This window comes from uncultured Hymenobacter sp., assembly GCF_964242765.1.
Classification (GTDB): domain Bacteria; phylum Bacteroidota; class Bacteroidia; order Cytophagales; family Hymenobacteraceae; genus Hymenobacter.
Genome location: NZ_CAXTBM010000004.1, coordinates 1 through 26,975, shown reverse-complemented (window position 1 = coordinate 26,975; position 26,975 = coordinate 1). Strand labels below are relative to the sequence as shown.

Sequence of the window (26,975 nt, the reverse complement as noted above, 5' to 3'; positions counted from 1 at the left end):
AGAATTTCAGAAAAGTCACCTTTGAAACCGAATTTGCGGGATAAACACGTCATCGGTGCTGATGAGTTGGCGCAGTACCGGGTGTACCTGGCTAGCTGGCAACCGGATAAGCTGGCGCGGTTCTACGAACGCTAGGTTGGTAAGGAGTTGATCCTCGGTGGCGTGTTCTGGGTCGTGGCCCAGTTGTGGTACCGCACGGGCATCTTCGGGCGTCACTTCAAAGAATAGCTCTAAGGCTTGCAAATCGGCACTACCATACTCGTGCAGATGCAAAAATCGACCGACGATTACATCTAGACCAGTTTCTTCCCGAAACTCGCGCCGCAGACAGTCTTGAATGGTTTCGCCAAACTGCCAGCCGCCACCGGGCGGCGACCAGAACGGGGCATCAGCGGGGAGCAGGCCACGATGGCTAGTCAGTAGCAACGCGCCTTTCTGCACAAGCAGGCCGCACACTCGTACGCGCACAAGGCCAGTGTAGGAGTCGAGGGGCTGGCGGGCGGAAAGTGAATCAGGAGCGGACATTTAGTGTAATATAATTCAATGAGAAGCCTCAGGACTGAGCTAAAGGAACCACCGAAACTGGTTTGCGGTCCTTGCGGCGCTGCCGCCAGCGCCGCAACCGGGTGGCAATATACAGCACGAGTACCAGCACCAAGCCGGCCGCCAGCAGGGGCAACAGCAGCGCCAGCACAGTGCCAAGCACAGCCAGCGTATTTTCGGCGGTAGCCAGCACCGGATTGCCCAAGCCGGCCGTACCTACCGTTGACCCGGCGCGTAGCAGCGTGGTACCCGTTTGGATGATGCCCGCCGTGCCACCACCTACCAGCACGCCCAAGCCCCAACGCACCACCGGGTCGAGGTCGGGCAGAGCGGCTGTCATGAGCACAGTACCGGCTATAAACGAAGCGGGCGTCGTTATCGTATCCAGCAAATTGTCCACTACCGGGAAGTAGTAGCCCAAAATTTCCATAACGGTGGCCGTACCCAGTGCCCCCACGGCTACCCAGCTCCCCAGCCACGCAAAGCCCGGCGAGGGGTGCAACACGCCGGTATGGTAGGCGATACTAGCGGCCAGCAGCGGCACGAACACCCGAAAGCCACAACACGCCGCCAGTGCTAGTCCTAGCGCGCCACTCAAAAGATATTCCATGATGTAGGGGGCTGCTTGTTGGTTGCTGCTTATTCGATACAAGTGAATTTAACTAGAAACAGCCAGCAAGTAGCAACCAACAAGCAGCAATTCGTGGCCGTATCTTTGGCCCCAATGACTACACCCGAATCCCTCGCCACGCCCTTACCCGCCGACGACTCGCTCGAAGCCCGCATCCGCCGCAAACTCACGCGCCAGCACTTCATGCACCTTATCGGCGCCGACCTTACCCGCATTGAGCCCGGCCGCGTAGAGGCCGAATTAGTGCTCCAAGAGCAACATCAGCAGCAGCGCGGTTTCGTGCACGGCGGCCTCACCGCCACCATGGCCGACTTAGTCGCTGGTTTTGCCGCCGTTACCCTCGTGCCCGATAACACGGGCGTAGTCACAGTGGAATTGAAAACCAGCTATTTGCACCCTGGCATAGGTAAGAAACTACGTGCCGTCGGGTGGGTGCTGAAAGCTGGTCGGCGCCTGCACTTCTGCGAGGCAGAAGTCTGGTGCGACGAACTGTTGATAGCCAAGGCTACGGCTACTATGGCCGTAGTAGAGCCGCAAGGCTGAACAGATGGTCTTGAAAAGTAATATCAGCTATAAAAGCTCTTCAACGGCTCTTAATTCAAGGGCGTATCACGTCGTATGAGGGCTTGAATGGTAAGAAATTCCCAGGGAAAATAGTGTTCGAATTTTTCGATCATATAGAATATCTGCCAGGACTTCTTTTGGAAACTGTAGATCGAAGTGAGGTGTTTAATGAGTGCTTAGAGATGATATGTAAAGAGTACAAGTGCTCTTTTATTTTTTCGGAATATGCTAAGTCTTCCATCGATTAGTTGTTAACTGCTTCATGCTTTCTCTTCGTACTCCCTCCGTTCGCGACCATTTTCCCTACGAACCAACCCAGGATCAATCCACGCTTTTCCAGAAGCTGGATGTGTTTCTGAAGGACGACTTGCCGGGCCGTAAAGCGTTTGTGCTGCGCGGTTATGCTGGCACCGGTAAAACCACCGTGGTGAGTGCCTTGGTGCAGTGGCTGCATAAGCTCGGGCGCAAATACGTACTGATGGCACCCACCGGCCGCGCTGCCAAGGTGATGAGTGCCTACGCCGGCGTGCCCGCCAGCACGATTCACAAGAAAATTTACCGTCAAACCAGCGGCACGCCTTCCCAGGGTCTCTCGTTTCAGCGCCAGCCCAACCGGGTCCAGGACACGCTCTTCATCGTGGACGAGGCCTCGATGATTTCCGATGAAAAAGCCTTCGGCGAAAACGGCCTGCTCGACGACCTGATGAACTATGTGTTCGAAAAGCCTTCGAACCGGCTGCTGCTCATTGGCGATACGGCGCAGTTGCCGCCCGTGGGCCAGTTGCTGAGCCCGGCCCTCGACCCTGAACTGCTGCGGCACCGCTTCCGGGCTACCGTGGATGGGGTAGAGCTACGCCAGGTAATGCGCCAAGCCGAGGAGTCGGGGATTCTGATGAACGCCACGGTCTTGCGCGAGGAGTTGCGGCAGGAACAACCCAATATTCAGTTTGTGACGCGCGGCTACCCCGACCTGTTTCAGATGGGTGGCGACAAGCTGGAGGATGGGCTGCGGTGGGCCTACAAGAACTTCGGGCACGAGAATACCACCATTATCTGCCGCTCCAACAAGAACGCCAATCAGTACAACCAAATGATTCGGCGGGTGCTGTTCGAGGCGGAAGACGAAATCGAGTCGGGTGATTATCTGATGGTGGTGCGCAACAACTACTTCTGGTTGCCCAAAGATTCGGAAATGGGCTTTCTGGCCAACGGCGACTTTGTGCAGGTAGTCAAAATTATCCGGCGCACCGAGGAGTTTGGGTTCCGATTTGCCGATGCCCGCGTCCGGCTGGTGGACTATCCCGACGAGCCGGACATGGAAATCAAGCTCCTGCTCGACACGCTGCACACCGAAAGCCCCGCCCTGCCCGCCGACCGCAGCAAAGAGCTCTACGAGGCCGTAGGCCAAGACTATGACCACCTCACAACCAAGCGCGACAAAAGCGCAGCGCTGCGCAAAGACCCGTTCCTCAATGCACTGCAAGTGAAGTTTGCCTATGCCCTCACCTGCCACAAGGCGCAGGGCGGGCAGTGGCAAGCGGTATTTGTCGACCACGGCTTCTTGAAAGAAGATATGGTGAACTCCGAGTTTGCCCGCTGGCTGTATACCGCCGTCACGCGGGCATCAGAAAAGCTGTTTTTGCTGAATTTCAATCAGAAGCTTTTAGCGGAAAAGCCAGAGGCGTAGCCTACTAGTGACTCAACTTTCTTGGAAGCGAAGGAAGGGGAACTAGCTGAATATTCGGGTGTTGCGATGTTAGTTTGACGGCATTTAGTTTCTTTGTAGAAGCTAAATGAATCTTTTCATCCTCCAACCTGCGTCATGATGAAAAAACTAGTATTCGCCCTGCTGCTAGTTGCGCTTTTGCCGTTCGCTACTCTGGCACAAACGCGCGAGATTTACACAAACAACAACTTTCGAACGTTGGCTCAGAATCATAAGATCTTGGCCATCATGCCGTTTTCAGCACATTTGCAGCTGCGACCCCGAGAGGTAACGAAAAACGGCGGCCCCGAAGGAGTGGCCAAGCTGGAGCAGCGCGAAGGCCTCGCTGTGCAACAAGCACTGCATTCTTACTTCCTGAAGCAAAAAGCCGCCAACGACTTAACGGTTGATGTGCAGGACCCCGTTCGCACCAATGCCCTGCTGGCCCAAAGCGGGCTTACACCAACTCAGGTTGCCCTCCAAACGCCCGAGCAATTAGCGCAACTGCTTGGTGTCGATGGTATTATATCGGGTGATTTCTCTAGCACGCAGCCTATGTCTAACGGGGCGGCCGTAGCGTTAAGCTTAATGGTTGACGTAGCCGGCCCCACCAATACCGGTAAGCTCCTGATTAACATTCACGATGGCAAATCGGGTGAATTGCTTTGGAAGTACGATAAAAGTCTTTCCCGTGGCTTTGGGAGCGACACCAACACCATTGTGACGACTATTATGCGGAAGGCTTCTCGCCAATTTCCTTATTCCAAAGAATTCAAGAGCTAGAACTAGGGTTTGGTGGTATCAGTTCGTGTAACTCCGGGGTAGATATTTACGTGTTCCGTTCCATTTTAGGTGTCTACTAGGAACGATCCTGCCGGGCTTATATGTCTATCTTTGTATTACTTGCACCTGCTTGATAAGGAAAGCTGGCACTCAACTTGCCACGCCCGTTGAAACACGTATTTTTGTTTATCTCAACTCATAACGCAGTACCACCTCATGAAAAAAGCACTCGTACTTGCTCTGTCGCTGGCTTGCGCTGGCTTCGGCGCCCAGGCCCAGACGGCCGCCGTAAAGCCTGCCAATGCCCAGGTGAAGCCCGCTGGTCCGCAGATCCAGTTCGATGAAATGAAGTACGACTTCGGTTCCGCCAAGCAGGGTGAAGTGGTAACCCACGTCTTCAAATTCAAGAACACAGGCACTCAGCCCCTCGTGATTTCCAACATTCAGGTAAGCTGCGGCTGCACCACGCCCGAGTGGACGAAAGACCCCGTAATGCCCGGCAAAACTGGTACTATCACGGCTAATTTCAATACGGCCGGCAAAATGGGTATGCAGAACAAGGTGCTAACGGTGGAGTCGAACTCGGCAGCCGGCAACGCCATGGTATCGGTAGTAGGTGAAGTGAAAGAAGCTTCTGCTATGTCTGCGGAAAAAACTGAATCTGCTGCTGCTGGCGAAAAGACCAAGCTAAAAGCTGACGACAGCAAAATGAAAGCAAAGAAGAAGTCGTAAGCTTCTCTTCCTGTTATGACCAAAAAGAGCGGCCCACTACATGCGGGCCGCTCTTTTTTTTAGGATATGCCGTCGTTGTCCTTCCGAGGCAGGAGGAGTCTGGGTTATTTTATAGAATGGTTTACCCAGATTCCTCCTGCCTCGGAAGGACAACGGCTACACCTGCCGGGACGCTAGCAGTAGCGTAATCCAGCCGGCGATGAGCAACAGGCCCCCAATAGGCGCTACGGCACCTAGCTTGGTGAGGCCCGTGAAGCACAATAAGTAAAGCGAGCCGCTAAACAGCAGCACGCCACCCAACCACAGCCAAGCCGTGGTGCTTAGTAGCCGCAACTCGGGCCGTAGGTGAAGCAAAATACCCACGGCCAGCAGCCCCAGAGCATGGTAGAATTGGTAGCGTACGGCGGTTTCAAACGTATCGAAGCGGCCGGAAGCCTCCAGCATCGGGCGTAAGCCATGCGCACCGAAAGCGCCAATGCCAACGCCAAACGCGCCTAGCACGGCAGCAAGCTGCAGAATGATTCGTGCGGTCATGAGGTAAAAGGTTGAACCGGTAAATGGTGGTTGACGATGCTCCCAACGAGAAATTGAAAGGCCAACTAGTGTGCCATTCAACCGCGAAGCAGTTAGTTTCTGCTGCCAAAAATAGCGCTGCCCACGCGGATGAGCGTGCTGCCTTCAGCAATAGCCAGTTGGTAGTCGGAACTCATGCCTATCGATATTTCCTGGAAGGTCTCACTGCCAGCGAAGTAGCGAGACTTCAGTAGCTCAAAGTAACCGCGCAACTCTCGGAATTCATGGCGCAATTGAGTCTCATCAGTGGTGTTGGTGGCAATGGCCATAACGCCAGTCAGCCGGACGTGTTGCAAGCCTTGGTAAGCATCGGATTGCAGAATTTCTTCTGCTTCTGGAAGTGTAAGGCCGGTTTTGGTTTCTTCGGCGGCAATATGGAACTGCAGCAACCCATTGATGACGCGGTTGTGTTTGGCGGCTTGCTTTTCCATTTCTTGCAGCAGCTTCAGGCTGTCCACGCTCTGGATAGTATGCACGAACGGGGCAACGTACTTGACCTTGTTGGTTTGCAGATGCCCAATAAGATGCCACTCGATATCAGCTGGCAATTCGGGCTGCTTGGCGGCCATTTCCTGCACTTTGTTTTCGCCGAAAAGCCGCGCGCCCGCGTTGTAGGCTTCTTGCAGGCGCTCCACCGGGTGCGTTTTCGTGACGGTGACCAAGCGGCAGGTGGTACCTGCTAGCTGGCTTTCGAAGAAATGAATTTTGTCGGATATAGACATTAGGTAGTGAAGTCAACCTTGTACCGCTGCCGAAGCAGGAAACACAAGAGTTCTGCTAATCCTCTAAAGCGTTGGTAAGAAACGTGTTTTTTAGCCCGAGCCAGAGCAGCCACAGGCCTACACACCAAAACAAGTAGATGCGGTAATAGTCCCGGGTGTTGCGGAAGCGGGTCTGCTTGATTTCTGATTTCTCGTAGCGGTTAATGCGCTGAAACACTTGGCGGAGGGCAGCGTTGTCGCTGGCGCGGAAAAACTGGCCTTCGGCGGCTTGGGCAATTTGGCGCATCGTAGTTTCGTCGAGGCGGGTGTTGACGTAGTTGGTACGGCCCAAACCGTCGGTACCGAAGGGCACCACGCCATCCTGGCCCAGCCCGATGGTGTAAATTTTCATGCCGTAGGCATGAGCCAGTTGGGCGGCCGTGAGCGGATCAAGGCTGCCAGCCGTGTTTTCTCCGTCGGAGAGGAGAATGCACAGGCGCGTGCGACTACGCGAGTCGCGCAGGCGGTTGGTGGCCACGCCGAGCGCCGTGCCAATGGCCGTACCGTCGTTGGCAATCATGCCCAGCTTCAAGCCGTCGATACTTTCGCGCAGCAACTCATAATCGGTGGTGAGTGGGGCTAGGGAATAAGCCTCACCCGCGAAAACCACCAGCCCAAGCCGGTCGCCGGAGCGGCCGTCCACAAATTCGTGGGCCATGCGTTTGGCGGCTTCCAGGCGGTTTGGGCGCAGGTCGCCTAGCTCCATGGAGCCCGACACATCAAGCACCAATACGATGTCGATGCCTTCACCCGACTGCACCACCCGCTCGTCGGTGCGCTGGGGCCGGGCCAGCGCCACAACACCAAACGCCATACTCAAAGCCAGCACAACGTCGGGAATAAAGCGCAGCACGGCACTCCAGTCGCGGCGCACCTGGCCCTGCACGAAAGCTACGCCCAGCTTGCTGCGCCGCCGGTACGCCAGCAGCCAGCGCGCCACAAATAGCAGCGGAATACCCGCAATCAGAAACAGCAACCGCGGCATCTCCCAGGCATAACTAGCCACCGTAGCGTAGCGCAAGCTATCTACCATCGGGCCAATAATCTGTTGCCAAAGCTGCATGAGCGAGTACTTGAATAAATGAGTAAGGGGGCGAATAGGTGAAGTAGTCTCGGGCGCAGACCTTAGCCGGCGTAGGCTGCTTCACTCAGGCACTCACGCGGGTTTGTTCTAGCTCGAATCGTCGTTGGGCGAAGTCGCGCAGGAGGCCGAAAGCAAGGTCAGTTTCAACTTCGTCTTCCGTGAACTGATTGCCGTAGATAACTCGGTCGGCGAGGCGCAGGGCCAGGCTCACGTCAGTATCGTTGTCGTAGTAGGCCACAATTTCACGGGTGGTAAGGCTATTGATAACGTTGTTTTCGAGAGTGGTGAGATAGTTTTTCCAGAGCGTGATGGCCCGTTCCATGTTGGTGAGCGAGCGGCTAAGCGTGAACCGCTCGACGTGGCGGGCATACTGTGCCAAGAAATAAACGTGGTTTTTGCGCAGTTTGTACAGTTGATACCGTCGCCGCCAACGGCGCCCGAAGCCGAGCGCCACGCCACCCAGCACCAACACCAGCATTGCCGAGCCAGCTAGCCAGTAAGGATAGTTGAAGGCAGGTTCAACGGGCAGCAAGTTGGTATTTTGCCGCAACACGGGTACCGCACCCGTTGCAAGCGGGGGAACTACCCGCTCCAGCTGCACAGCCGCCGTAGTGGTTGGGATGGTCAGCGTATCGCGGCCGCGCAGAATGGTAACGGGCAGAACCAACCGTTGCACCGAGTCTAGGGCGAAGGTACGCAGGTGGTACACTGTTTCGTCGAGGCTGCGGCCCCGGCGGGTACGAGTGGGGCGGTACGTTTTGCCCACAAACTCGAAAGGGGCATAAGTGGCCGTAGAATCCGGAAAAATAACGTTCAACCCCGGCGCGTGGCTGTAGCTCAGCTCGTAGTCAACGATTTCGCCGACCCGCACGGAGGGCTGCAAAAACCGACCCCGCGGAGGGCCCGTCGGCGCCTGCGCGGCAACCACAAAGGGCAGAAAAAGCAGGCACAAACTCACCACGCGGCGGAACACGCCGTTTTGCAGTGAGGCAAGGCGCTTTCTTTGCCCCAACCACGCGCCTGCCCCTGTACGGCAACGCGCCGCGTCTGCTACCACAACTTGCATGCTCTTACCCACGACCTGCCCGCAAGTTGCGCCGCCGAAACAGCCGGATAAGCTGGGGTACATAATCGGCATCGGTGGCAATGGAGAGATATTCGGTGCGGTGCCGGCGGCAGATCTGACCGATTTGCGAGCGGTTTTGCTCGTAGGTAGCGCGGTAGCGGGCCCGGAAACTAGCCGACGACGTGTTGGTCCAGACCGTGCGGCCCGATTCCTGGTCGTAGAGGGGCACAATGCCGAGGGGCGGAAATTCTCGTTCGCGCTGGTCGAGTAGCTGTACCACCACCAAATCGTGCTTGCGGGCCAGCATGGTGAGTTCCCGCTCGTAAGCGGTATCAATGAAGTCGGAAATCAAGAGGATGATGCTACGCCGTTTCAGCAGCCCCAGGGCTTGCTTGATGCCCGCTCCAACGGCCGTTTGCCTGGACTTTGGCTCTAGGTTGAAGAGCTGCTTGATAAGGGCGTAGGCATGGCGCACGCCCTTGCCAGGAGGCATGTACAGCTCTTTCTGGTCGGAGAAAGCCAGAATACCAAGTTGCGCGTCTTGCCGGGCGGCGGCCAAGGCCAAAATTCCGCAGATTTCGCGGCCCACATCCAATTTGCGGCGGTTGGCCGCCCCCACCTGCTGGGAGCCACTCACGTCAAAAAGCAGCAATACTTGCTGCTCCCGCTCTTCCTTATACGTTTTGATGAACGTACCGTGGCCTTTGCTGGACACGGCCCAATCAATAGCCCGCACTTCGTCGCCGTATTGGTAGAGGCGAACATCATCGAATTCAAGGCCCGTGCCTTTGAAGACGGAATGAAAATTGCCTTGCAACTGCGCGTCCACTGCTTTCAGCATCCGGATTTCCACCTGCCGCAGCTTGCGCACGAGCAACTGAAAAGGAGTGGGAGTAGGGGAGTTCATAGCAGCTAAACTACGTGAATCGTGTTAGGGTTGGCACTCGTATGAAAGGAAAACCGCAGGAATACCAGAGGAAGCCCCCAGGAAATTGTATTTTTGCACCGTGAAAAACTTGCTATTTCGTGCTTACTCGTTCAGGCTCAGCCTACTGCTTGCCGGGATGCTGTTCGGCTGCCAACGCCTTGATGATGCGCCGCCGCCCCAGCCTCTGATGTCGCGCGAGCAACTCGTAAGCGTGCTGGCCGATTTACATATGCTGGAAGCGCGGGTGGAAAACTCCCGCCTTTCGCCTGATTCGGCCCGGGCTCTTTATCTGCAACAGCAGAAAGACGTCTTCTGGCGCCGGGAAGTAACCGATTCCCTGTTTCAGCAAAGCTACCGCTACTACGCCAGCCACGGCAAAGACCTCGACGATATCTACGGCATCGTCCTCGATACGCTGGCAGCCCGTCAGGCGAAACTAGGCAACCCAAAGTAATTCAGTGACTTCGTAAGAAAGCGGGTTTGCGGCGTGGTATGCGCAGTAAATCCGCTTTTTTCGTGTTATACAAGTCGGCTGCCGTTGGGAACTGGGGCAACTAAAGTGGTCAGCACAATATCCCCTTGTGCGTCGGCCACACCAGTTACAAGCACTTCCGACATAAACTTGCCAATCTGTTTGGGCGGGAAATTAACTACGCACAACACTTGCCGCCCGATTAAGTCGGCGGGCTGGTAGTGGCGCGTAATCTGGGCGCTAGACCGTTTGTATCCTATTTCGGGGCCTAAATCAACCAGCAACTGATAGGCGGGGCGGCGCGCCTCCGGAAATTCACGGGCCTCGAGAATGGTGCCTACTCGTACGTCAACTCGCTCGAAATCAGCCCAGGTGATAGTAGAAGACATAAACGACAATGTTGTAGTGCGGCTCGGTATCCATAAGGTTTCATCGGTTGTCTTACGGCGCAGTTACCGGGCGAAGGCAACCAGTTGGGTGAGGCGCACTTGCACCTGCGCTTCCCAGAACTTTTGCTTGTCCGCGTTGAGGCCGTGGTTGGTTTCCTGGTCGTAGCGGGCTTCTTCGCGCTGCCAAGCGGAAAAGGCAGCTTTGGTGAGGTTGTTGAAAGCCGGGTTGAGGTGTTGGCAATTCAACTTTACCAAGCTCAATTTTTGCCGCAACATACGAGCATGGAGTTCTGTGATGTCGAAATGGAGCTGCTCGTGGCGCAGCAGGGCCGGCGTGGCTTTGGCGGCGTCGCGCACCCACGATTCCTGGGGCAGGAATACCGCCTTGACGCTGGAATTGAACACAAAATCGGTGCAGCCTACCTGTACGTCGATGTTGCCAGAGGTAAGGGCCGCCAGTCGGTCGGCGGGCATGGGTTTGCTTTTAAAATCGGTCCAGGCGAGAGGCCGCTGCGCTGACCAGGCAATGGTTTCTTTGGTTGGCGGTGCTTGCGTGGGCGCGTGCGTTGGAGCCGGCCGACTCCAAGCGAGTAGAAGCAGGAGAAACGAGAAAAAAGTCATTTTCAAAGATAAATGTGAAGAGCTGCGCAGAGAGTTGGGCTGCTTTTCTGCTACACCAAACCAACAACGTCTCGTTCCCGAAGCTCGACATACTACCTCACGATGCAGCGAAAATAAAGGTCGGCCCTATAACCTGCCTCAACGGCTAGCCAGTACGGCGGATGGTGGCGCAGGCACGGCGCTATGCTGCCGGAAACGCCAGAGTAATACGCCGGCTACCAAGGTCAGCCCCGTGAGCAAGCCCAACCACACGCCGATACTGCCCATTTGCAGCCCGAAACCCAGCCCGTAGCCGAGTGGCAGGGCAACAACCCAATAGGATAGCAGGGCTACCAAAGATGGTATTTTCACGTCTTCGAGGCCCCGCAAAGCGCCTAGCCCTACTACCTGCAAGCCGTCGGATACCTGGAAGGCGGCGGCTATGAGCAGTAGGGTAGCTGCCTGCGCCACCACGGCGGGGTCGTGGTTGTAGAAGTGCGGCACAGAGTGGCGGGCCGCAACCAGTAGCAAGCCCATGGAAGCCATAAACAGAAAGGCCAGCAGATAGGCTGCCAGGCCCGCTTGTCGGGCGCCGTACGCATCGCCTAGCCCCCGCAAATTGCCTACCCGAATGGTGGCGGCCGCCGCAATTCCGCTGGCCGCCATGTAGGTGACCGACGCCACGTTGATGGCAATTTGGTGGGCCGCTTGCGGCGTGACGCCCAACCAGCCAATCATAATGTGCGAGAAGCTAAAAGCACCCATTTCAAACATCATTTGCAAGCCAATAGGCGAGCCAATGCCCACTAAGCGTTTCAGGGTGGCGCCGTTGGGGCGCAGCCAAGACTGTATGGCCTCCCGATAAGGGCGCAGGCGGGCCGCCCGCAGCACGTACGCGCCCATGAGCACCGCCATGAGGATGCGGGCAAGGAGCGTGGCCCAGGCCGAACCTATCATGCCAAAACTTGGAACCCCAAATTTGCCGAACACCAAAACAACGCAGAGTCCGGCATTGACGACGTTGGCCAGAACTGAGAGGTACATAGCTTGCCGCGTGAGCCCCAAGCCTTCAGCGAACTGCTTGAAGCCCTGAAATATCATGAGTGGCAAAAAGGACAGAAACATAATGCGTACCCAAGGAGCGGCCAATGCCACTACTTCGGCTGTTTGGCCCAAGTGCTTTAAAAGAGGCGCAACGCCCACGCCAGCAACGGCGAGTACCAGCCCGGCCAGGGAACTCAACCACACCCCGGCTACCAGCAAACGGCCGAGCTGTTGCACGTCGCGTTGCCCGTTGGCGGCCGCTACCAGGGGCGTGATGCCCATTGAAAGCCCGAGCCCGAAAATCATGACCACGGTGCTCACGCTCACCCCCACGCCAACGGCGGCCAGCGGCACCTTGCCCGTCTGCCCCACCACCACCGAGTCGCAGACGTTGACGAGTACGTGCCCTAGTTGGCTGAGCACGACCGGATAAGCCAGTAAAAGGGTGGGTTTGAGGTGGGGGCGGAGGGCAGTGAGCGGCATGACAACAAAACGAAAGAACTCCGCAAAGGTAGCCCAGTTGCAGCCAGCAACTGGGTTTTCTCGTCGAGAGGCTGCCGCTTATTTACTCGGGTTCGGCGCTATCGAAGGACGGCCGCGAGCCGACTTATAGCCTCCGCCAATTCCGCTGCCGGCACAGCATACGATAGCCGCGCGAAGCCGGGGGCCCCGCAGGTTTGGCCATCCACTACGATGACGCCAGCGGCTTGTAGTTTCGCCACCAATTGCGTTGAAGCCTCGGCGGGCGCTATATCGGGCGTCAGAAAGGCGCGGAGGTCAGGGAAGGCGTAGTAGGTGCCGCCCGGAGCGTGCGGCAAGGCGCCGGGTAGCGTAGCCAGAAAGTCGAGCAGGCGCTGGCGGTTCGGGAGGAGCTGCTGGCAGAGCGCGGCCGTGATGGTTGACTTGGCCTCGGTAGCGGCCAGGGCCGCCATTTGGCTAGCCACGGCCACCGCCCCGCCGGTAGCGAATTGCTGTAGAGCACAGGCCTGCGCCACCGCGGGCGGCGCCACCAAGTACCCGATGTTCCAGCCTATCAGCGTCAGCGACTTGGAAAAGCCGTTTACCACCAAATGCTGGCCGTGCGGATCGGGGAAAGAAAGCAGGGAAGGCACCGGCTCCAACTCAAAGCAAATGCCGTCATAAATCTCATCGGACAGCACAAAAAGCCGCGGGTGCTGGCGCGTAACGGTTAGCAGGGCGTCGACCTCGGCACGCCGGTAGATGCGGCCCGTTGGGTTGTTGGGATTCGTGAAAATTATCAGCCGCGTATTGGGGCTGATGGCTGCCTGCAAAGCCTCCGCCGACAACTCGTAGTTGTCGGCGCTATCAAGCGGCAGTTCACGCACTACACCGCCAGCGCGTTCAACCAGTTCCCAAAAGCCAAACCAATTGGGCGTGGGCAGCACGACTTCGTCGCCGGGGCGTAGCACCGCGCGTAGCAAAGCAAACAGCGCCGCCTTGGTGCCCGGCGTAACAACAATGCTGGCTGTTGTTATGGGCACGCCCTCGTGCTGGTGATACGTGGTGGCCAATGCCTCTCGCAGCACTAATAGCCCTTCCACTGGACTAACTGGTAAGCGACCCAGATGCAGCAGGTTAACTACGCGGGAAGTGACTTCGGATGTAGGCAGAAAATTGCCGTAACCTGAGGCGAGGCTAATAGGTGACATAAAGTAAGCCGGGAAGAACGGCTAAGATACTCGTCCCTGATAACCTAGTCTAACTGTTATGCAGGGCGGAGCACCACATCGGCGAAATAGTTTTGCTCATCAGTGAAGAACTCCGTGACGGAAAGCCCCGCTTCAGCAGCTAGTGCCTTGATTTGCGGAGCAGTGAACTTGTAGGAATTCTCGGTGTGAATGGTTTCCCAGGCGGCGAACTGGAAGCTTTGGTTGAGAGCGGAGATATGAACGGCTTGGGTGCGGGTGCTAACCAAATACGAGCGGACGGCGCCGGCCAGCGGATCGTAGTCGGTGTAGTGCTGCCAGTGCGCGAGGTCGAAATCGGCGCCTAGCTCCCGGTTGAGGCGTGCGAGCAGGTTCAGGTTGAAGGCGGCAGTGACGCCCTGCGCGTCGTCGTAGGCGGCCCGGATGGTGCGCGGGTTTTTCTGCAAGTCGAAGCCGATCAGGAGCCGGTCGTTGGGGCTGAGGGGAGCCGCTAGGTTGCGCAGGAACGTGAGACGGTCGGGGGGCAGGAAGTTGCCGATGTTGGAGCCCAGAAACAGCACTACTTTCCGGCCGGGCCGGGCCGCCATCAGGCGCAACGCTTCCGAGTAATCGGCCACGATGGGCTCGACTCGCAACTCGGGTAATTCTTCCCCTAGGCTGGCCGCCAAGCCTTCGAGAGCGGCCTCGGAAATATCCACCGGCACGTAGGTGAAAGTTGCGTTAGTTTCGAGGAGGTGGCGAAGCAGAATTTTGGTTTTCAGACCGTCGCCGGCCCCTAGCTCTAGCAGAAAAAACGGCTCCTGAGTTGCGGTCGGGCGCAGTGCCGTAGCCAGGGCAGACTGGTGCCGGGTGAAAAGCTGAAACTCGGTGCGCGTGGGGTAGTACTCGGGCAGCGCCATAATCTGCTGAAACAGCCGGCTCCCCTCATCGTCGTAGAAATACATCGACGACAACGTTTTTTGCGGGCGGCGCAACCCTTCGGCTACGTGGCGCTTCAGGTTTTCTAGTTCCTGGTTTTGCGTTTCCGATGGCAGTTCAGAAGGCTGGGATAAGGAGTCGAGAGTGGAAGCAGCAGACACCGAGGCAGAAGAAGACATAGACAGCACGCAAACGATAAGTAAATCAAAACAACAACGGCAGGCTCGCATGGGGCAGCGGCCACTTCCTACCTGAAAACTTATCGGGCCAGGCGGATGCCGGTGAACTGCCAGCGTTTGTCGGCGTGAAAGAAATTACGGTACGTGAGGCGGATATGGCTAGCAGGAGTGGCGCAGGAGCCGCCGCGCAGCACCAATTGGTTGATCATGAACTTACCATTATACTCGCCCAGCGCGCCCGGTGCCCGGTTGTAGCCAGGATACGGGTGATAGGCCGAGTAGGTCCACTCCCAAGCGTCGCCGAGCAATTGGTGGCAGCGGTTCGGGTCGGCGTCGGGGGGGAGGGGCTGGGGGTCGAGGAGGTTGCTTTCGAGGAAGGTGCCGCCCGCGGGGGTAGCTTGGAAGTAGCGGGCCGCCACTTCCCATTCCTGCTCGGAAAGCAAGCGCGCGCCAACCCAAGTGGCATACGCCTGCGCCTCATAGAAACTCACGTGGGTAACCGGGGCCGCCAGATTTACGGGCTGCAAGCCGCGGTGCGTGAAGCGGTGCCACTGGCCGTCTTTCTGCACCCAATACAGCGGCGCTTCCCAGTTCATGCTTTGCACCAAGTCCCAGCCTTCGCCTAGCCAAAACCGAAAGTCGTGGTAGCCGCCCGCCGCCACAAATTCCAGGTATTCGCCGTTGGTTACGAGGCGGTTTTGGATTTCAAAATCAGCGGTAAGCACTTCATGCGCGTTCAACTCGTTGTCGAAGCAAAACCCGGAGCCTTCGTAGCCAATGTGCGAAATACCGCCCGGCACGGGCAGCCAAGAAGCTTTAGGTGGTTCTGAATCATCCGGCGTTGCCTCAGTGCTCTGCCTGGCTTCAGCGTTCTGGAAGTAAGCCGGGGCCAAAGGACTCGTGCTGAGAATGTACTTGATGTCGGTGGCTAGCAACTCCTGGTGTTGCTGCTCGTGCTGCAAACCAAGCTCAAATACTTCGTGGAAAGCGGGCGGCAGCGTATCGGCCAGGGCCAGCAGGTGCGGCATGTGTTGGTCTACGTGGGCGCGGTAGGCGTACACATCGCCCAAAGCGGGGCGCGAAATGGTGCCTCGGTCGGCACGGTTCACGCGGGAGCCCAGCGAGTTATAGTAAGAGTTGAACAGAAATGCGTAGTCGGGATGGTATACCGTGTAGCCGGGCAGGTGTTCTTTCAGCAGAAATGTTTCCCAAAACCAAGTAACGTGGGCCAGGTGCCACTTCGGCGGGCTTACGTCGAGCATGGGCTGCACCACGGTATCCTCGGGTAGCAGCGGGGCACAAAGCAATTCGGTGCGCTCCCGCACTTCCCGAAAGCGTTGCGCTAAAGATAGTCCGGCGGCCACCAACGGGGCAGAGGCAATAGAGAGGGACGACGACATAGCACGAAAAGAAAGAAGAGGCTTGGCAGATAACTGCATTTCTCCCGTTCAGGTTTTGTCGGCGCTGCGTGCTAGCCGAAGTTAAAGCCGCAAGCTCTTCCGTATTTGCCGCAAGCAAGGTCGTGTATATCGCGCAAGCTCTTCCGTAAAAAGCGGTATTTTATATCCCTTTGCCTATTTCTTATTGGATTTAATTAGCCCTAAATCAAGGGTCTGCGTTTCTTGCTTACATAAACCAGTCGCCCTTTCCTTTTCCACAACCCATACATACTAATCTATGCAAAACAATCTTCAACCCACGCCAGTAGCACGTCCGGCAGCCAAAGCTGCTACCACCGATTCCAAGCCAAAGCGTCCGCGGGGCTTTGCGGCCATGGACCCGGAGCAGCAGCGCCGGATTGCCAGTGAAGGCGGACGGGCCTCACACGAGAGCGGGCGTGGCCACCGTTTTACGGCCGAAGAAGCGCGGGCTGCCGGCCGTAAAGGCGGCCAAGCAACGCGCAAAAGTTCAGTAGCTAAAGCATAAGCTGAAGTTGCCGAAGTCTGCTGCCAATCAGGCTCTTGCAAAAAGGCCGCTCCCGGAAGCACTCCGGAAGCGGTCTTTTTGTTTTATTTCGCTGGACTTCAAAGAGGCTTCGCGCTACAGCCTTTGCCCACGTTGAGCAAGCAGATGGTATGAGCTGTAGGGCGGCCACACCGTCTACGCCTTTCAGAATTACGAACGGTTTACCTGGAACTGCCGTACTACCGCCTCATGCTTCAGCTTCGCTATTCGCAGCGCGTTTTGCGCTTCAACTTTCCGGCCCGGACTTCCCGTGGGGCCCTCACCGAGCACGTAGCCTGGTATCTGCACCTCACCGATACCCAACAGCCGGGAATTACGGGCTTAGGCGAAGCGGCTCCCCTGGCCGGCCTTAGCCCCGACCACCGTCCTGATTTTAAAGCCCGGTTGGTTCAACTGTGCACCGATTTCAACAACGCGAAGTTCAGCGCCGATGCGGCACCGGAAGAAGTACTGGCTCTTATCGGGTTGGAGTGGCCAGCCTTACGCTTCGGCCTCGAAACAGCCTTGCTCGACTTGCACCACGGGGGCCGACGTCAACTCTTCAATAACCCATTCAGCCGCGGTGAGGCCGGCGTGCCCATCAACGGCCTGGTTTGGATGGGTGATGCCGCTTTCATGCGGGAGCAAATTCGCAAGAAACTAACCGAAGGCTATTCTTGCTTGAAGCTGAAAATCGGCAGCCTTGATTTTGCCACGGAACTGCAACTGCTGGCCGAAATCAGGGCGGAAGCCGGCCCGGCCGAATTGACGTTGCGGGTTGATGCCAATGGGGCCTTTGCCCCCACCGAGGCCCTGGCCAAGCTGGAACAGTTGGCGCGGTTTCAGTTGCACTCCATCGAGCAGCCCCTGGCGGCCGGTCAGTGGGCGGCTATGGCCGAAGTGTGCCGCCATTCGCCGGTGCCGGTAGCCCTCGATGAAGAGTTGATTGGCCTCACCAATCCCGCTTTGCAAGTAGCTTTGCTCGAGGAAGTACAGCCCGCTTACCTTGTTCTCAAGCCCACGCTGATCGGGGGCCTGGCCGCGGCGGCTTCGTGGTGGCAACTGGCCGAGGACTGGAGCATCAGTTGGTGGCTGACGTCGGCGTTGGAATCAAACATAGCCCTAAATGCCATCAGCCAATTAGCCGGCGAATACGCCCTTCCAAATTTCCCACAAGGTTTGGGCACCGGCCAACTCTACCACAACAACTTGCAGGCGCCGTTGCACATTGAAGACGGCCAGTTGCAGTACACCCCAAACGGCGAGTGGGAACTGCCGACACTTAACGACGAAAGCGGGGGCAGCGTAGAATAGCCTAGTGAAAGCTGAGGTTTGGTCGTGAGGTTGATACTGCTCTTACAAGAATGGCGAAACAGGCGGCTTTTGGCTATATTTCCCATCCCGCCCCGCTCTCCTATGCCCGCCCTCTGGTTCTCTGCGCTTGCTCTGTTGCTCTGCCGCTGCTGGCCGGGCTGGCCATGGTGCCGGCTGTCGGTATTGGTACTGGGGCTGCTACCGGCAGTTGTGCAAGCGCAATCACAAGCTCAAGCAACTAAAGAACAGCTGGCTTTTCGCTTCATAAAGCCTGGACAGCGCAAAATTCGGATGCCCTTCGAGTTTCAGCGCAACCTCATCATCGTGCAGGCCCACCTCAACGGCCAAGGGCCTTATAACTTCCTGCTCGATTCGGGCGTGGGCATTTCCCTCATCACCGACCCCGCGCTGATTGAACCCTTGAAGCTGCGGCGGGGCGTCAACTACAACGTGATGGGGGCCGGCCAGGAAAAGCCGCTGGAAGCTTTCTTTTCCGATAGTGTCAACGTTACAATGCCCGGCATAGTAGCCCCCACCTTGTCTTTTTTGGTGCTCTCTTCCGATGTGCTCAACCTCTCGGGCTACGTAGGCATACCGGTGCACGGCATATTAGGCTACGATGTTTTCAACAGCTTCGTGGTTCAGGTAGAGCCTACCGCCGCGCAGCTTTGGTTTCACGCGCCGGGCACGTTTGAGCCGCCGCGGGGCCGCCGCTGGACCCAGATGCCCCTCGACATTGAGGGCCGCAAGTCCTACCTCAACGTGTCCGTCAGCATCACCGATTCGCTTTCTTTGCCCCTCAAACTTGTGCTCGATACGGGGGCCGGGCACGCTTTGTCGTTGGAAACTTCCTCTGATTCGCGCATGCGGGTGCCCGCCCAGCGGCTGCGCGCCCAGCTGGGGCGCGGCCTGAGTGGGGCCATCAACGGATATCTGGGCCGGGTGCGAAGCATGCAGCTGGGCCGGTACCGGCTCAACTCCCCGCTTACGTCCTTCCCCGATGCCGACAACGGGGCGTTGCGCGCCGAGGTGCCGCGCAACGGCAATATCGGTTTCGAATTGCTGAAACGGTTTGAAGTGATAATCGACTACACGCACAACACGCTTTGGCTGCGCCCCAATGCCTTATTTCGGGACCCATTCGAACACGATATGTGCGGCCTAGAACTGCTGGCATCCGGGCCCGATTACCGCCGCTATTTCGTGCTCCGCCTAGAGCCCAACTCGCCGGCGGCAGCATCGGGCGTGCAGCCCGACGACGAACTGATGTCCATCAACCTGATTCCCGTCCGGGGCATGAGCCTCACGCAAATCAGCCGCATTTTTCATTCCGGCGACGGCAAAACGCTTTTCTTGCTGTTGGAGCGCAACGGTCAGCTCGTTTCAGCCCTTATTCGGTTGAAGCGTCAGATTTAAAGCATAAAGCCCTAATCGTGTGGCTAGGGAGAGGATGCAGCACTTGTGAAAAGTGGTACTATTGAACCGGCCACTAAAATTCTTACATTAGAAGCTGGTCCTAACGGCGCATTTCCTCCCCTTTACTCTGCCAACTCCACCCAATGCCCACGCCCCCCGTGCTGCCGTCGCCCCCTCCCATCCAGGCCAACCAGCACATCTACTCCGATTATTTTCGGGCAGATTTTGTCGAGACCCTCGACCGCAATATTTTGCAGTTGCTCGATAGGGTGTGGTTTCGCTCGCGCCTGATTGGGTTCGAGAACTTTCCGGAGCGGAACAACCCCGAGCGGCCCCTCATCTTCGCTTCCAACCATTCCGGCATGGCTTTCCCCTGGGATGCCATTGTGGCGCTGGCCCATATGTGGCGCACGCTGCCCGGTCAGCGCGGCTTGCCCCGGCCGTTGTCGGCACCACTGCTCTCGCAGTCCACGCTCATGAACCCCTTTCAGGTCAAGGACTTCTGGAAGAAGTGCGGCTGCGTAGATGCCACTACGCTCAACTTCGAGACGATGATGTACTATCAGGACCATAACCTGATGCTTTACCCGGAGGGCGTACCCGGCATCGGCAAGGGGTTCAACAAAAAGTACAAGTTGCAGCGACTGGCCAGCAGCATGGTGCGCCACAGCATTGCCCACCGCACCGACATCATGCCGTTCTACACCATCAACGGCGAATATCTCAATCCGTACGCGTATAGCTGGGAGTGGCTCAACAATTTGAGCAAGAAAATCGGCATCCCGTTCATTCCGTTGGGGCCCATTGTGTTGCTGGTGCTGTTGCAGCCCTGGTCGTTCTACATGGCCTATCCGGCCCAGCTCTCGTACGTGCTGGGCTCGCGCATTCGGCCCTACGAGATGATCGACAAGGACCCCGCCGACCTTACCCGCGAGGATTACACGGCCCTTTCCGAAAAGGTACGGTTGCTGATGCAAGCTGAAATGGAAGGCGCCGTCGCCAAATATGGTCAGCAGCCCTACCGGTGGCGTGAGTTGTGGCAGCGCATGAAAGAAAACTGGCGCTACTTCCCCTTTTTCTTGCCCGTTGCCTGGCCAGCCTTGTTTCGGGAGTTCGAGCGCCTCTACGTGCACGAAGGCCGTCGCGACTTCAAAATGAAGCTCGATAAGCCCGGCGCGTGGCTGCGCATGGTGTGGCGCAACCCGTTCACTATCACATTTTTCATTCCTATTCTAGGCTGGATTCCAATTGCCATCCGAGGCTATAAGGGCCATAACATCGGGGGAAAGAAGTGAAGACAACTCTACTTCGCTTAGGTGTTATTTATTATCAATCAGACCAAGAGGAATTGCAGTAAACCGAAGTGGCCGCGTCATCTAGTTGCTTGGGCGCTGCTGTTTATAGCAAGCATTTAAGTTATTCCAAGAACTGGCTTCTAAACCGATGTCTGTAATTATAAATACGACCTTGTTTTTAAAGCAAGTGTAGAAGTTGAGGTAATTATTGCGAAGAAGCTAATTTATCGGTGAAAGAAATAAACGTGTCCTTATTTATGCTCCAATCTGGGGCAGGTATGTTTCCCCAAGCTTTCGGATTATCCATAAGATTGAAGTAACAAACGCCTATTATTTCTTTATGGTTGTTGATGACGTTAGCAGCATTCTCTAGCCATTTCTTTTGAAAATCAGCTGGCCCTTTTACACCAACTTCAGTTATAAAAATAGGTTTAGCTGCAAATTGCATTCGGTGGTGTTTTCGGGTATAGATGGTAGCAAATGATTCTTGCTTTGCCGGGTCTGTTATATTCTTGTCGGGTAAGCCATAAATTGCTACACTTACGATATCCACAACATCACTGCCTGGCCACCATTCCACTGCGCCCCGGTCGCCAGCTGGTCCCCATATTCTTTTAATGTTTTTAAGACTTTTCGGATAGAAATTCATAAAATATCGAAACGCTTTTATATATAATACTGGGTCCTGGCTTTGCCATGGATAACGATGAATAGGAATTTCCATTTCGTGGCCGAATCTCACATAAATTGTCTGGTCTGTAGTAATTATTTCTTTATAAATAGCTCTAAATTCCTCGTCATAGATTCCGTTAAGTGTATTCGATAATACGCTGGAATCTTTCCTAACCTTTTTATCTTTCCAAAGCTCTACAGTTAAGATGACATCATGATTGCGCGCCGTAACAGCACGGAAGCTTTCGGAAAAGGTGCCATCCTGTATATCTCCCAAGCTGACAAATAAATGTTCTACACGCACTGGCTTAGAGGCGAGGAGTAGCTGTTTTGGATCGAAAACACCAACAATTGGTGTCCCAGCCCGATTCGGGACAAGTGTAGAAGCTTGAGGCGCAGCGCCCAATGTTGTATAGATGGTCTGTGTTTCTTTTTCAATTTTATTGGTGGCAACTGGTAGAAATTCTTTAGCAAGAGTATTTATATTCTTATTTTCAGAGCCTAGAAGCAAGACCGGCTTATCCATAAATCTTGTCCGATGGATTTTTCGCTTGAGCAGGGTCGTCATATCCTTGGTGCGCGGATAGCCAGTTGCCTGAAGCTCAGATTTGCTATTTATTGTTACGCTTATTAAATCAACAACGTCACCGCCAGGCCAGTATTCCTCGGTACCCGGATAACCTGCCGGGCCCCAAACAATTTTAACGTGGGGTGCAAAATCTTTACTTAGCCTCGCAAAACGACGAAAAGCCTCGATATAAACCGTTGAAGACTGATATTGCCAAGGATATAAAACCACTGGAACTTCCATCTCTGGATTCCAGCGTAGATACACCGGTCGTTTTGTTTTTGGTATCGAATTGCAAATAAGTTCGACTCTGTTATCGAAATAACCATTAATAAATCTTTGTAAGATATTTTCTTTGTTAGCGCCTACTGTATTGATGGTTATTAAGTTTATCTTGGCAGGTGATAAACTGGTAAGTACATGCTGAATCGATTCTTTGCTAGTGTATTCAGATAGGTTGATTTTTGTGTGATGAAAATCTACTACTGCTGTATCAGCAAACGTATGTTTACGGTCGAATAAACCTAGTAGGGGTTCTGCGAATTCGTTGCTAATTATAGTATCAGATAAATTCATTACGGAAGATGATTTATAATAGCTCAATCCTACTAGAATAGAGAAGGCAACGAAAAATATAAGTAGGATATAAAAAACAGATCTATTATTCATATGGAAGGTGAGTATTTGACCCAACTACTAATTGGATAGCAAGCAAGTTAGGAGTAGCAGAACGGCAAAGGTAAACTGCGCAGCAAGTTTTCAGACATCACCTAATCAAGCTCATAAAGTGATTTTAATTTAATGGTACTATTCAGTTCATTATACCAGATGGCTGAGGCTATTATCCAACTTGTTGTTATCACAAGCAGAGTTGCTGTACTACCGAGCAGCTGGATTGCCGGAGAGTAGGCTCAGCCTGGTGTTTTTCAAGCAAACTTCAGTGAAATCAGTATCTTACCCTTGCTGCTCTGCGTATTCAACAAGCAGCGGATTTTGTTCGCGGCCTTGTGCCGTTGTTGCTGCCTTGCTCCCCGCCTAAGTTCCCACCTTTGCTTTTCCAATGCCGTCTTCTCAGCATTTGCGGCTCAAGCAGTTTCTGACTGCTGCCACGGGCCCGTTGGCCCGCCGCCGACCCCAACTACCCGCTATTCGGCTGGCCGTAGAAGCGGCTGCGCTCTTCCAATTTGTGCCCTGGAACGTTTTTCTGGAAGACGCCGACGTAGAAGGCATGGCCGCTGAATGGCTCCGGCCCGTTGGCGCGCACCCCCAGCGGGTGCTGCTGTACTTGCACGGCGGGGGCTACGTGATAGGCTCCTTGAACACCCACCGCGCCCTGGTAGGCGCGCTGGCGGAAAGCTGCCAGCTAAACACGCTGGCCATCAACTACCGCAAAGCCCCAGAGTACCCATTCCCCGCCGCGCTCGAAGACGCCCGGCTGGCCTACGACTGGCTACTACACCACGGCTACCAAGCCCAGAATATTATGGTAGCCGGCGATTCGGCGGGCGGAGGCCTTGGGCTGGCGCTGCTGCTGCACCTGCGCGACGCAGGGGTGCCGCTGCCGGCCGCGGCCATAGGGCTTTCCCCCTGGATCGACTTAGCCATGCCTAGCGGGATGCAGCGCCAAGCCTGCCACGAGGAAGCCCGGGTGCTTGAAGCCCTCGAAATGCAAAATTGGGGTGGCTTCTACGCCGCCGATACACCGCATACGCATCCGTTGCTTTCGCCCGTCAGAGGCAAGTTGCACGGTTTGCCACCGCTGCTGGTTCAGATTTCCAATGCCGAAGTGCTGCACGACGACGTGGTGCGGTTCTGCCGCAAAGCTCGGTTAATGGGCGTGCCTATCACGCTGCAAGTGTTTGATGGGTTGGTGCACTGGTGGCACTTGTTTTGGCGTTTCGTGCCTGAAGCCCGGCAGGCAATCAGTCAAGTAGGCGAATTCACCCGAAGCATTTGGGCAACTCCAGGGTCAGACAAGCAGTAAAATAGCTCGTTTATAAAATAGTAGTCAACTGCTTAAGGCCTTGCTATAAGAAGGTTGACAAAAGCCAGTAGACAACAAACTCGTTACGAAAAGCTGTTCGCCCATGATTAATTTGTTTTCAGGGCCATCTATATAGTCACCATTTTGTAGGTTTACGTAGAATAGTCGGCTTGCATACTAATTTTCCCGGTCAGCGAGTCCGCAGGGCCGGTTTTACTTCTCTCACTCTCTTTTTAATCACTCAGCTTTATGGAAGATTTGTTTAAGAAGTTCATCAACGCGGGCATTGGCTTCGTTTCCCTCACTACTGACCGGGTGCAAAAAACCATTGATACGCTGGTGCAAGAAAGCAAGCTCTCAGAGCAGGAGGGAGCTAAAATCATGGATGAGCTGAAGCAAAATGGCGAAACCAAGCGCAAGGAGTTGGAAAAGCAAGTGCAGAGCATTGCTTCGCGCGTAATGAAAACGGTTGGCGTAGCCCCCAATTCCGAGGTAGAAGAGCTGAAGCGCACCGTAAAAGGCGGCAGTAAGCCCGCCCCCGCCGCCCCCAAGGCTGCCGCTCCGAAAGCCGCCCCAAAAGCTGGTAAGCCCACGGTTAATTCCACCGTTGGGTACACAAATGTGAGCAGCGCCGAGGGTGCTGCCGCAGCAGCTCAAAAGACCGTGACCAACCCCGCTACCAGCAGCAAGGGCAGCAAAGTGAAAAGCGCCGGCAGCAAGAGCAACCCGAATAGCAAAGAGGAAAAGGCGAACATCCAAGCCGCCAAAAAAGCTATTTCGCCTAACGACAACACCTCTAGCACCGGCAGCACCTTGTCGTAACGTAGCGCTGTTGAAGCCAAGAAACCCCGTTCGGATTGCCCGTACGGGGTTTTCTGTATTCTTACGCGGTTATTGAAATAGGCATTTGCTGATCTTGCCACGATAAGCCGAAGCTATGCTGCCTGATGTGGAGTTGAGTGTGATACAGGCCGTTTGCGTCCGCGCCCTATTCTGAGTGTTTGTAGAACGAGGCATTTGGTTGTCTCTAAAGCAATGCTAAGCCTTAAAGGAATCTTACAAAATGCCAGCGCGTTTTGCCATGTTGCTGCTAGCTTGCAGCGAAGGGCATGAACCGAGCAGCTTCCATTGCTTATTAATGAATGGCAAATTGAATCTGGCCGGAATGGTTGACGTCCTCAATAGCCCGTTTATCTGATGCTTGATGTTTAAAAACACGATTTCCAACCTGACCCGCATCCGGCAGGTAGCGGAGGTGCTGATTCGCTACGGCTTCGAGGATGCTGTGACCAGCACGCCCCTGCGGCGGCTGGTGTCCAAAAGCCGGCGTGTTTCGTGGCAGGAGGGCGAGCAGGCCGTGTTTGAAACCACGCGTTGGCAGCGGATTCGGATGATTATCGAGGAACTGGGCCCTACGTTCATCAAGCTGGCGCAGGCCATGAGCAACCGCGCCGACTTGCTGCCCCAGCCGCTGATCGACGAGTTCGAAAAGCTGCAAAGCAACGTGCCACCTTTCGATGTGCCAGTGGCCAAAGGCATCATTGAGCGGGAAATGGGTCGTCCGCTCGATGAAGTATTTTCCGAGTTCGACGACGTACCCTTGGGGTCGGCCAGTATCGGGCAGGTGCACCGGGCACGGCTGCTTTCGGGCGAGGAAGTGGTAGTGAAAGTGCAGCGGCCGGGCGTACAGGAAAAAGTGCGCTCCGACCTGGCCTTGCTGCACGAACTGGTTCGGCTCACGGGCAACTTCTTGCGCAAACAGGGCTTAAGCAATCCGCAGGATGTGGTAGACGCCTTCGAGCGCAGCATGACCAAAGAGTTGGATTACACGTCCGAAGCCCGGAGCATGGAACAGTTCCGCTCGCTCTATGAAACCTACGAGACCTTCTATATTCCCAAACCATACCGCGACATCAGCACGTCCCGGATTCTGGTGATTGAGTTTGTCAGTGGCTGCAAAATCACCGACAAGGCGCAACTGCTGGAATGGGGCCTAAGTCCGGAGAAAGTGGCCGAAACCGGCATGGACATCTACCTGACCCAGATATTCGAGTTCGGTATGTTCCACGCCGACCCGCACCCCGGCAACGTGCTGGTCCGCCCCGATGGTACGCTGGTGCTCATCGATTTCGGGATGGTAGGCAAAATGAGCAAGCAGCAGAAGTACGCTTTTGCGGGCGTATTTATCGGCATGGCCCGGCAGGACCCCCGCGGCATGGCCCTGAGCTTCCGCCGGCTGGCCATCACCTCCGACATCCAAGACATGCGTGCCTTCGAGGCTTCGTTGGGCGAACTGATTGAGGATTTTGCCAGCCTCGATGTCAAAGACATGAGCATGTCGGACTTGGCGGAGGCACTGCAAGGCGTTATTTATACCTACAAGCTGCAAGTGCCCGGCGCGGTGTTCTTGATCCTTAGGGCCTTGGTAATTCTGGAAGGTATCGGGAAGGTGTTGCACCCGCGCTTCAACACGTTCGAGTTTGTGCGGCCCTACGGTGCACGCATCGTGGCCGAGCAATATTCGGCCGAAAACATCCTCAGCGAAGCCGAGTATACGGGCACGCAGCTATTGGCGCTTATTCAAACGCTGCCCTCCGATATACGCCAGATTGTGCGCAAAATTTCGCGCGGCGACTTGCGGGTGCGCGTCGAGCTAAGCGGCTATATGCTGTTGCTGCGCAAAGCCGATCAACTGGTAAGCCGCGCCATTCTGGCCGCAATAGCTGTGGCTGCAATTTTGTTTGCGGGCTTGAGCTTACTGGGTACGTACCCAAGTGGCCAGATGCCCTACTATCGGGGCTTGCCCGTCGTGACGTGGTATAGCCTAGGCGTAGCCGCGTTTCTGCTGCTGATTCTGTTTATTCTGGGCTCGAAGAAAGAGCGTCAGGAGTAGTGCCAGGGGTGGTATTTCGGAAACCAGTGTGGGTAAGACAAGCGCAAATGGGCTATAAGCGCACAAGCCAACCTGCGCAGTTGACGCAGATTGGCTTCTGAGGGAACGGAAATAATTAGAACGCCTCTACTTCCTTTGGTGGCTTAATTTACAACCATAGTCATGATGGAATGAGGACGGCTGGTGGCTTGGGTAGCTTGGCCTTTGATCCAGAGCTGGAACGGCTGTTCTTTTTCGCTGCTGTTGAGCA

At 55.6% G+C, this 26,975-nt stretch carries 26 protein-coding genes; 12 read left to right on the top strand and 14 right to left on the bottom strand.

Annotated features, from left to right (window positions below):
* Nucleotides 1–15: 15 nt before the first annotated feature.
* Nucleotides 16–525: an NUDIX domain-containing protein gene (locus tag ACFE7X_RS02510; RefSeq protein WP_375434083.1), complete on the bottom strand. Its 510-nt coding sequence runs from the start codon at nucleotides 523–525 to the stop codon at nucleotides 16–18.
* Between the two features lie 28 nt (nucleotides 526–553).
* Nucleotides 554–1,153, bottom strand: a complete 600-nt coding sequence (locus ACFE7X_RS02505; protein ID WP_375434082.1) for a DUF4126 domain-containing protein — start codon at nucleotides 1,151–1,153, stop codon at nucleotides 554–556.
* Between the two features lie 114 nt (nucleotides 1,154–1,267).
* Between ACFE7X_RS02505 and ACFE7X_RS02500 the strand changes: the two genes are divergently transcribed.
* The 4 genes from ACFE7X_RS02500 (at nucleotide 1,268) to ACFE7X_RS02485 (ending at nucleotide 4,958) form a co-directional block, all read left to right on the top strand.
* Nucleotides 1,268–1,717, top strand: coding sequence for a PaaI family thioesterase (locus ACFE7X_RS02500; protein ID WP_375434081.1), 450 nt, complete (start codon nucleotides 1,268–1,270; stop codon nucleotides 1,715–1,717).
* Between the two features lie 283 nt (nucleotides 1,718–2,000).
* Nucleotides 2,001–3,425 (top strand): ATP-dependent RecD-like DNA helicase, encoded by a 1,425-nt coding sequence (locus ACFE7X_RS02495; protein WP_375434080.1) that lies wholly within the window; start codon nucleotides 2,001–2,003, stop codon nucleotides 3,423–3,425.
* A gap of 135 nt (nucleotides 3,426–3,560) precedes the next feature.
* Nucleotides 3,561–4,226 (top strand): hypothetical protein, encoded by a 666-nt coding sequence (locus ACFE7X_RS02490; RefSeq protein WP_375434079.1) that lies wholly within the window; start codon nucleotides 3,561–3,563, stop codon nucleotides 4,224–4,226.
* Between the two features lie 216 nt (nucleotides 4,227–4,442).
* Complete coding sequence (locus tag ACFE7X_RS02485; RefSeq protein ID WP_375434078.1) at nucleotides 4,443–4,958, top strand: DUF1573 domain-containing protein; 516 nt, start codon at nucleotides 4,443–4,445, stop codon at nucleotides 4,956–4,958.
* A gap of 156 nt (nucleotides 4,959–5,114) precedes the next feature.
* Here ACFE7X_RS02485 and ACFE7X_RS02480 read toward each other — a convergent pair whose 3' ends face one another.
* The 5 genes from ACFE7X_RS02480 to ACFE7X_RS02460 form a co-directional block, all read right to left on the bottom strand.
* Nucleotides 5,115–5,492 carry a DUF423 domain-containing protein gene (locus ACFE7X_RS02480; protein WP_375434077.1) on the bottom strand — a complete coding sequence of 126 codons (378 nt, stop codon included), beginning with the start codon at nucleotides 5,490–5,492 and terminating at the stop codon, nucleotides 5,115–5,117.
* 92 nt (nucleotides 5,493–5,584) lie between these two features.
* On the bottom strand, nucleotides 5,585–6,253 hold the full coding sequence (locus ACFE7X_RS02475; protein WP_375434076.1) for a YggS family pyridoxal phosphate-dependent enzyme: 669 nt from the start codon (nucleotides 6,251–6,253) through the stop codon (nucleotides 5,585–5,587).
* A 55-nt stretch (nucleotides 6,254–6,308) separates the two neighbouring features.
* Nucleotides 6,309–7,355 (bottom strand): VWA domain-containing protein, encoded by a 1,047-nt coding sequence (locus ACFE7X_RS02470; RefSeq protein ID WP_375434075.1) that lies wholly within the window; start codon nucleotides 7,353–7,355, stop codon nucleotides 6,309–6,311.
* 85 nt (nucleotides 7,356–7,440) lie between these two features.
* Nucleotides 7,441–8,505, bottom strand: a complete 1,065-nt coding sequence (locus ACFE7X_RS02465) for a hypothetical protein (RefSeq protein ID WP_375434074.1) — start codon at nucleotides 8,503–8,505, stop codon at nucleotides 7,441–7,443.
* The gene (locus ACFE7X_RS02460; RefSeq protein WP_375434073.1) at nucleotides 8,447–9,349 is read right to left on the bottom strand and encodes a DUF58 domain-containing protein; all 903 of its coding nucleotides are present in this window, start codon (nucleotides 9,347–9,349) and stop codon (nucleotides 8,447–8,449) included. The genes ACFE7X_RS02465 and ACFE7X_RS02460 overlap by 59 nt, the downstream gene beginning before the upstream one ends.
* A gap of 100 nt (nucleotides 9,350–9,449) precedes the next feature.
* On the opposite strand from ACFE7X_RS02460, the gene ACFE7X_RS02455 reads away from it, so the two are divergent.
* Nucleotides 9,450–9,824 carry a DUF4296 domain-containing protein gene (locus tag ACFE7X_RS02455; RefSeq protein ID WP_375434072.1) on the top strand — a complete coding sequence of 125 codons (375 nt, stop codon included), beginning with the start codon at nucleotides 9,450–9,452 and terminating at the stop codon, nucleotides 9,822–9,824.
* A 65-nt stretch (nucleotides 9,825–9,889) separates the two neighbouring features.
* Here the strand turns inward: ACFE7X_RS02455 and ACFE7X_RS02450 are convergent, their stop codons facing one another.
* The 6 genes from ACFE7X_RS02450 to egtB form a co-directional block, all read right to left on the bottom strand.
* Entirely contained in the window at nucleotides 9,890–10,231 is a 342-nt protein-coding gene (locus tag ACFE7X_RS02450) for a tRNA-binding protein (RefSeq protein WP_375434071.1), read from the bottom strand.
* A 63-nt stretch (nucleotides 10,232–10,294) separates the two neighbouring features.
* Complete coding sequence (locus ACFE7X_RS02445; protein WP_375434070.1) at nucleotides 10,295–10,852, bottom strand: DUF922 domain-containing protein; 558 nt, start codon at nucleotides 10,850–10,852, stop codon at nucleotides 10,295–10,297.
* Nucleotides 10,853–10,990: 138 nt separating this feature from the next.
* Nucleotides 10,991–12,358 carry an MATE family efflux transporter gene (locus tag ACFE7X_RS02440; protein WP_375434069.1) on the bottom strand — a complete coding sequence of 456 codons (1,368 nt, stop codon included), beginning with the start codon at nucleotides 12,356–12,358 and terminating at the stop codon, nucleotides 10,991–10,993.
* Between the two features lie 98 nt (nucleotides 12,359–12,456).
* Nucleotides 12,457–13,545, bottom strand: a complete 1,089-nt coding sequence (locus tag ACFE7X_RS02435; RefSeq protein ID WP_375434068.1) for a pyridoxal phosphate-dependent aminotransferase — start codon at nucleotides 13,543–13,545, stop codon at nucleotides 12,457–12,459.
* 56 nt (nucleotides 13,546–13,601) lie between these two features.
* On the bottom strand, nucleotides 13,602–14,639 hold the full coding sequence (gene egtD, locus ACFE7X_RS02430) for an L-histidine N(alpha)-methyltransferase (protein ID WP_375434067.1): 1,038 nt from the start codon (nucleotides 14,637–14,639) through the stop codon (nucleotides 13,602–13,604).
* An 80-nt stretch (nucleotides 14,640–14,719) separates the two neighbouring features.
* Entirely contained in the window at nucleotides 14,720–16,039 is a 1,320-nt protein-coding gene (egtB, locus tag ACFE7X_RS02425; protein WP_375434066.1) for an ergothioneine biosynthesis protein EgtB, read from the bottom strand.
* Between the two features lie 277 nt (nucleotides 16,040–16,316).
* Here egtB and ACFE7X_RS02420 point away from each other — a divergent pair, with 277 nt between their 5' ends.
* From ACFE7X_RS02420 to ACFE7X_RS02405, 4 genes are all read left to right on the top strand, one after another.
* Nucleotides 16,317–16,565, top strand: a complete 249-nt coding sequence (locus ACFE7X_RS02420) for a KGG domain-containing protein (RefSeq protein WP_375434065.1) — start codon at nucleotides 16,317–16,319, stop codon at nucleotides 16,563–16,565.
* A 228-nt stretch (nucleotides 16,566–16,793) separates the two neighbouring features.
* Nucleotides 16,794–17,897, top strand: coding sequence for an o-succinylbenzoate synthase (locus ACFE7X_RS02415; protein WP_375434064.1), 1,104 nt, complete (start codon nucleotides 16,794–16,796; stop codon nucleotides 17,895–17,897).
* 102 nt (nucleotides 17,898–17,999) lie between these two features.
* A complete protein-coding gene (locus tag ACFE7X_RS02410) occupies nucleotides 18,000–19,313 on the top strand; it encodes an aspartyl protease family protein (RefSeq protein ID WP_375434063.1) in 1,314 nt (437 codons plus the stop codon).
* A 143-nt stretch (nucleotides 19,314–19,456) separates the two neighbouring features.
* Complete coding sequence (locus tag ACFE7X_RS02405) at nucleotides 19,457–20,608, top strand: hypothetical protein (RefSeq protein WP_375434062.1); 1,152 nt, start codon at nucleotides 19,457–19,459, stop codon at nucleotides 20,606–20,608.
* A 205-nt stretch (nucleotides 20,609–20,813) separates the two neighbouring features.
* Here the strand turns inward: ACFE7X_RS02405 and ACFE7X_RS02400 are convergent, their stop codons facing one another.
* Entirely contained in the window at nucleotides 20,814–22,424 is a 1,611-nt protein-coding gene (locus tag ACFE7X_RS02400; RefSeq protein ID WP_375434061.1) for a hypothetical protein, read from the bottom strand.
* A gap of 484 nt (nucleotides 22,425–22,908) precedes the next feature.
* Between ACFE7X_RS02400 and ACFE7X_RS02395 the strand changes: the two genes are divergently transcribed.
* From ACFE7X_RS02395 to ACFE7X_RS02385, 3 genes are all read left to right on the top strand, one after another.
* Nucleotides 22,909–23,832, top strand: coding sequence for an alpha/beta hydrolase (locus ACFE7X_RS02395; protein ID WP_375434060.1), 924 nt, complete (start codon nucleotides 22,909–22,911; stop codon nucleotides 23,830–23,832).
* A gap of 249 nt (nucleotides 23,833–24,081) precedes the next feature.
* Nucleotides 24,082–24,654, top strand: coding sequence for a phasin family protein (locus ACFE7X_RS02390; RefSeq protein WP_375434059.1), 573 nt, complete (start codon nucleotides 24,082–24,084; stop codon nucleotides 24,652–24,654).
* A gap of 382 nt (nucleotides 24,655–25,036) precedes the next feature.
* Nucleotides 25,037–26,725 carry an ABC1 kinase family protein gene (locus ACFE7X_RS02385; RefSeq protein WP_375434058.1) on the top strand — a complete coding sequence of 563 codons (1,689 nt, stop codon included), beginning with the start codon at nucleotides 25,037–25,039 and terminating at the stop codon, nucleotides 26,723–26,725.
* Nucleotides 26,726–26,975 lie beyond the last annotated feature (250 nt).

Bases quoted from the DNA above. Each gene is read 5' to 3' on its own strand.
- ACFE7X_RS02445 (WP_375434070.1), bottom strand. From the start codon at position 10,852: ATGACTTTTTTCTCGTTTCTCCTGCTTCTACTCGCTTGGAGTCGGCCG.
- ACFE7X_RS02440 (WP_375434069.1), bottom strand. From the start codon at position 12,358: ATGCCGCTCACTGCCCTCCGCCCCCACCTCAAACCCACCCTTTTACTG.
- ACFE7X_RS02470 (WP_375434075.1), bottom strand. From the start codon at position 7,355: ATGCAGCTTTGGCAACAGATTATTGGCCCGATGGTAGATAGCTTGCGC.
- ACFE7X_RS02460 (WP_375434073.1), bottom strand. From the start codon at position 9,349: ATGAACTCCCCTACTCCCACTCCTTTTCAGTTGCTCGTGCGCAAGCTG.
- ACFE7X_RS02410 (WP_375434063.1), top strand. From the start codon at position 18,000: ATGCCCGCCCTCTGGTTCTCTGCGCTTGCTCTGTTGCTCTGCCGCTGC.
- ACFE7X_RS02475 (WP_375434076.1), bottom strand. From the start codon at position 6,253: ATGTCTATATCCGACAAAATTCATTTCTTCGAAAGCCAGCTAGCAGGT.
- ACFE7X_RS02385 (WP_375434058.1), top strand. From the start codon at position 25,037: ATGTTTAAAAACACGATTTCCAACCTGACCCGCATCCGGCAGGTAGCG.
- ACFE7X_RS02500 (WP_375434081.1), top strand. From the start codon at position 1,268: ATGACTACACCCGAATCCCTCGCCACGCCCTTACCCGCCGACGACTCG.
- ACFE7X_RS02490 (WP_375434079.1), top strand. From the start codon at position 3,561: ATGATGAAAAAACTAGTATTCGCCCTGCTGCTAGTTGCGCTTTTGCCG.
- ACFE7X_RS02415 (WP_375434064.1), top strand. From the start codon at position 16,794: ATGCTTCAGCTTCGCTATTCGCAGCGCGTTTTGCGCTTCAACTTTCCG.
- ACFE7X_RS02495 (WP_375434080.1), top strand. From the start codon at position 2,001: ATGCTTTCTCTTCGTACTCCCTCCGTTCGCGACCATTTTCCCTACGAA.
- ACFE7X_RS02480 (WP_375434077.1), bottom strand. From the start codon at position 5,492: ATGACCGCACGAATCATTCTGCAGCTTGCTGCCGTGCTAGGCGCGTTT.
- ACFE7X_RS02395 (WP_375434060.1), top strand. From the start codon at position 22,909: ATGCCGTCTTCTCAGCATTTGCGGCTCAAGCAGTTTCTGACTGCTGCC.
- egtB (WP_375434066.1), bottom strand. From the start codon at position 16,039: ATGTCGTCGTCCCTCTCTATTGCCTCTGCCCCGTTGGTGGCCGCCGGA.
- ACFE7X_RS02435 (WP_375434068.1), bottom strand. From the start codon at position 13,545: ATGTCACCTATTAGCCTCGCCTCAGGTTACGGCAATTTTCTGCCTACA.
- ACFE7X_RS02450 (WP_375434071.1), bottom strand. From the start codon at position 10,231: ATGTCTTCTACTATCACCTGGGCTGATTTCGAGCGAGTTGACGTACGA.
- ACFE7X_RS02485 (WP_375434078.1), top strand. From the start codon at position 4,443: ATGAAAAAAGCACTCGTACTTGCTCTGTCGCTGGCTTGCGCTGGCTTC.
- ACFE7X_RS02420 (WP_375434065.1), top strand. From the start codon at position 16,317: ATGCAAAACAATCTTCAACCCACGCCAGTAGCACGTCCGGCAGCCAAA.
- ACFE7X_RS02405 (WP_375434062.1), top strand. From the start codon at position 19,457: ATGCCCACGCCCCCCGTGCTGCCGTCGCCCCCTCCCATCCAGGCCAAC.
- ACFE7X_RS02400 (WP_375434061.1), bottom strand. From the start codon at position 22,424: ATGAATTTATCTGATACTATAATTAGCAACGAATTCGCAGAACCCCTA.
- ACFE7X_RS02390 (WP_375434059.1), top strand. From the start codon at position 24,082: ATGGAAGATTTGTTTAAGAAGTTCATCAACGCGGGCATTGGCTTCGTT.
- egtD (WP_375434067.1), bottom strand. From the start codon at position 14,639: ATGTCTTCTTCTGCCTCGGTGTCTGCTGCTTCCACTCTCGACTCCTTA.
- ACFE7X_RS02505 (WP_375434082.1), bottom strand. From the start codon at position 1,153: ATGGAATATCTTTTGAGTGGCGCGCTAGGACTAGCACTGGCGGCGTGT.
- ACFE7X_RS02465 (WP_375434074.1), bottom strand. From the start codon at position 8,505: ATGTACCCCAGCTTATCCGGCTGTTTCGGCGGCGCAACTTGCGGGCAG.
- ACFE7X_RS02510 (WP_375434083.1), bottom strand. From the start codon at position 525: ATGTCCGCTCCTGATTCACTTTCCGCCCGCCAGCCCCTCGACTCCTAC.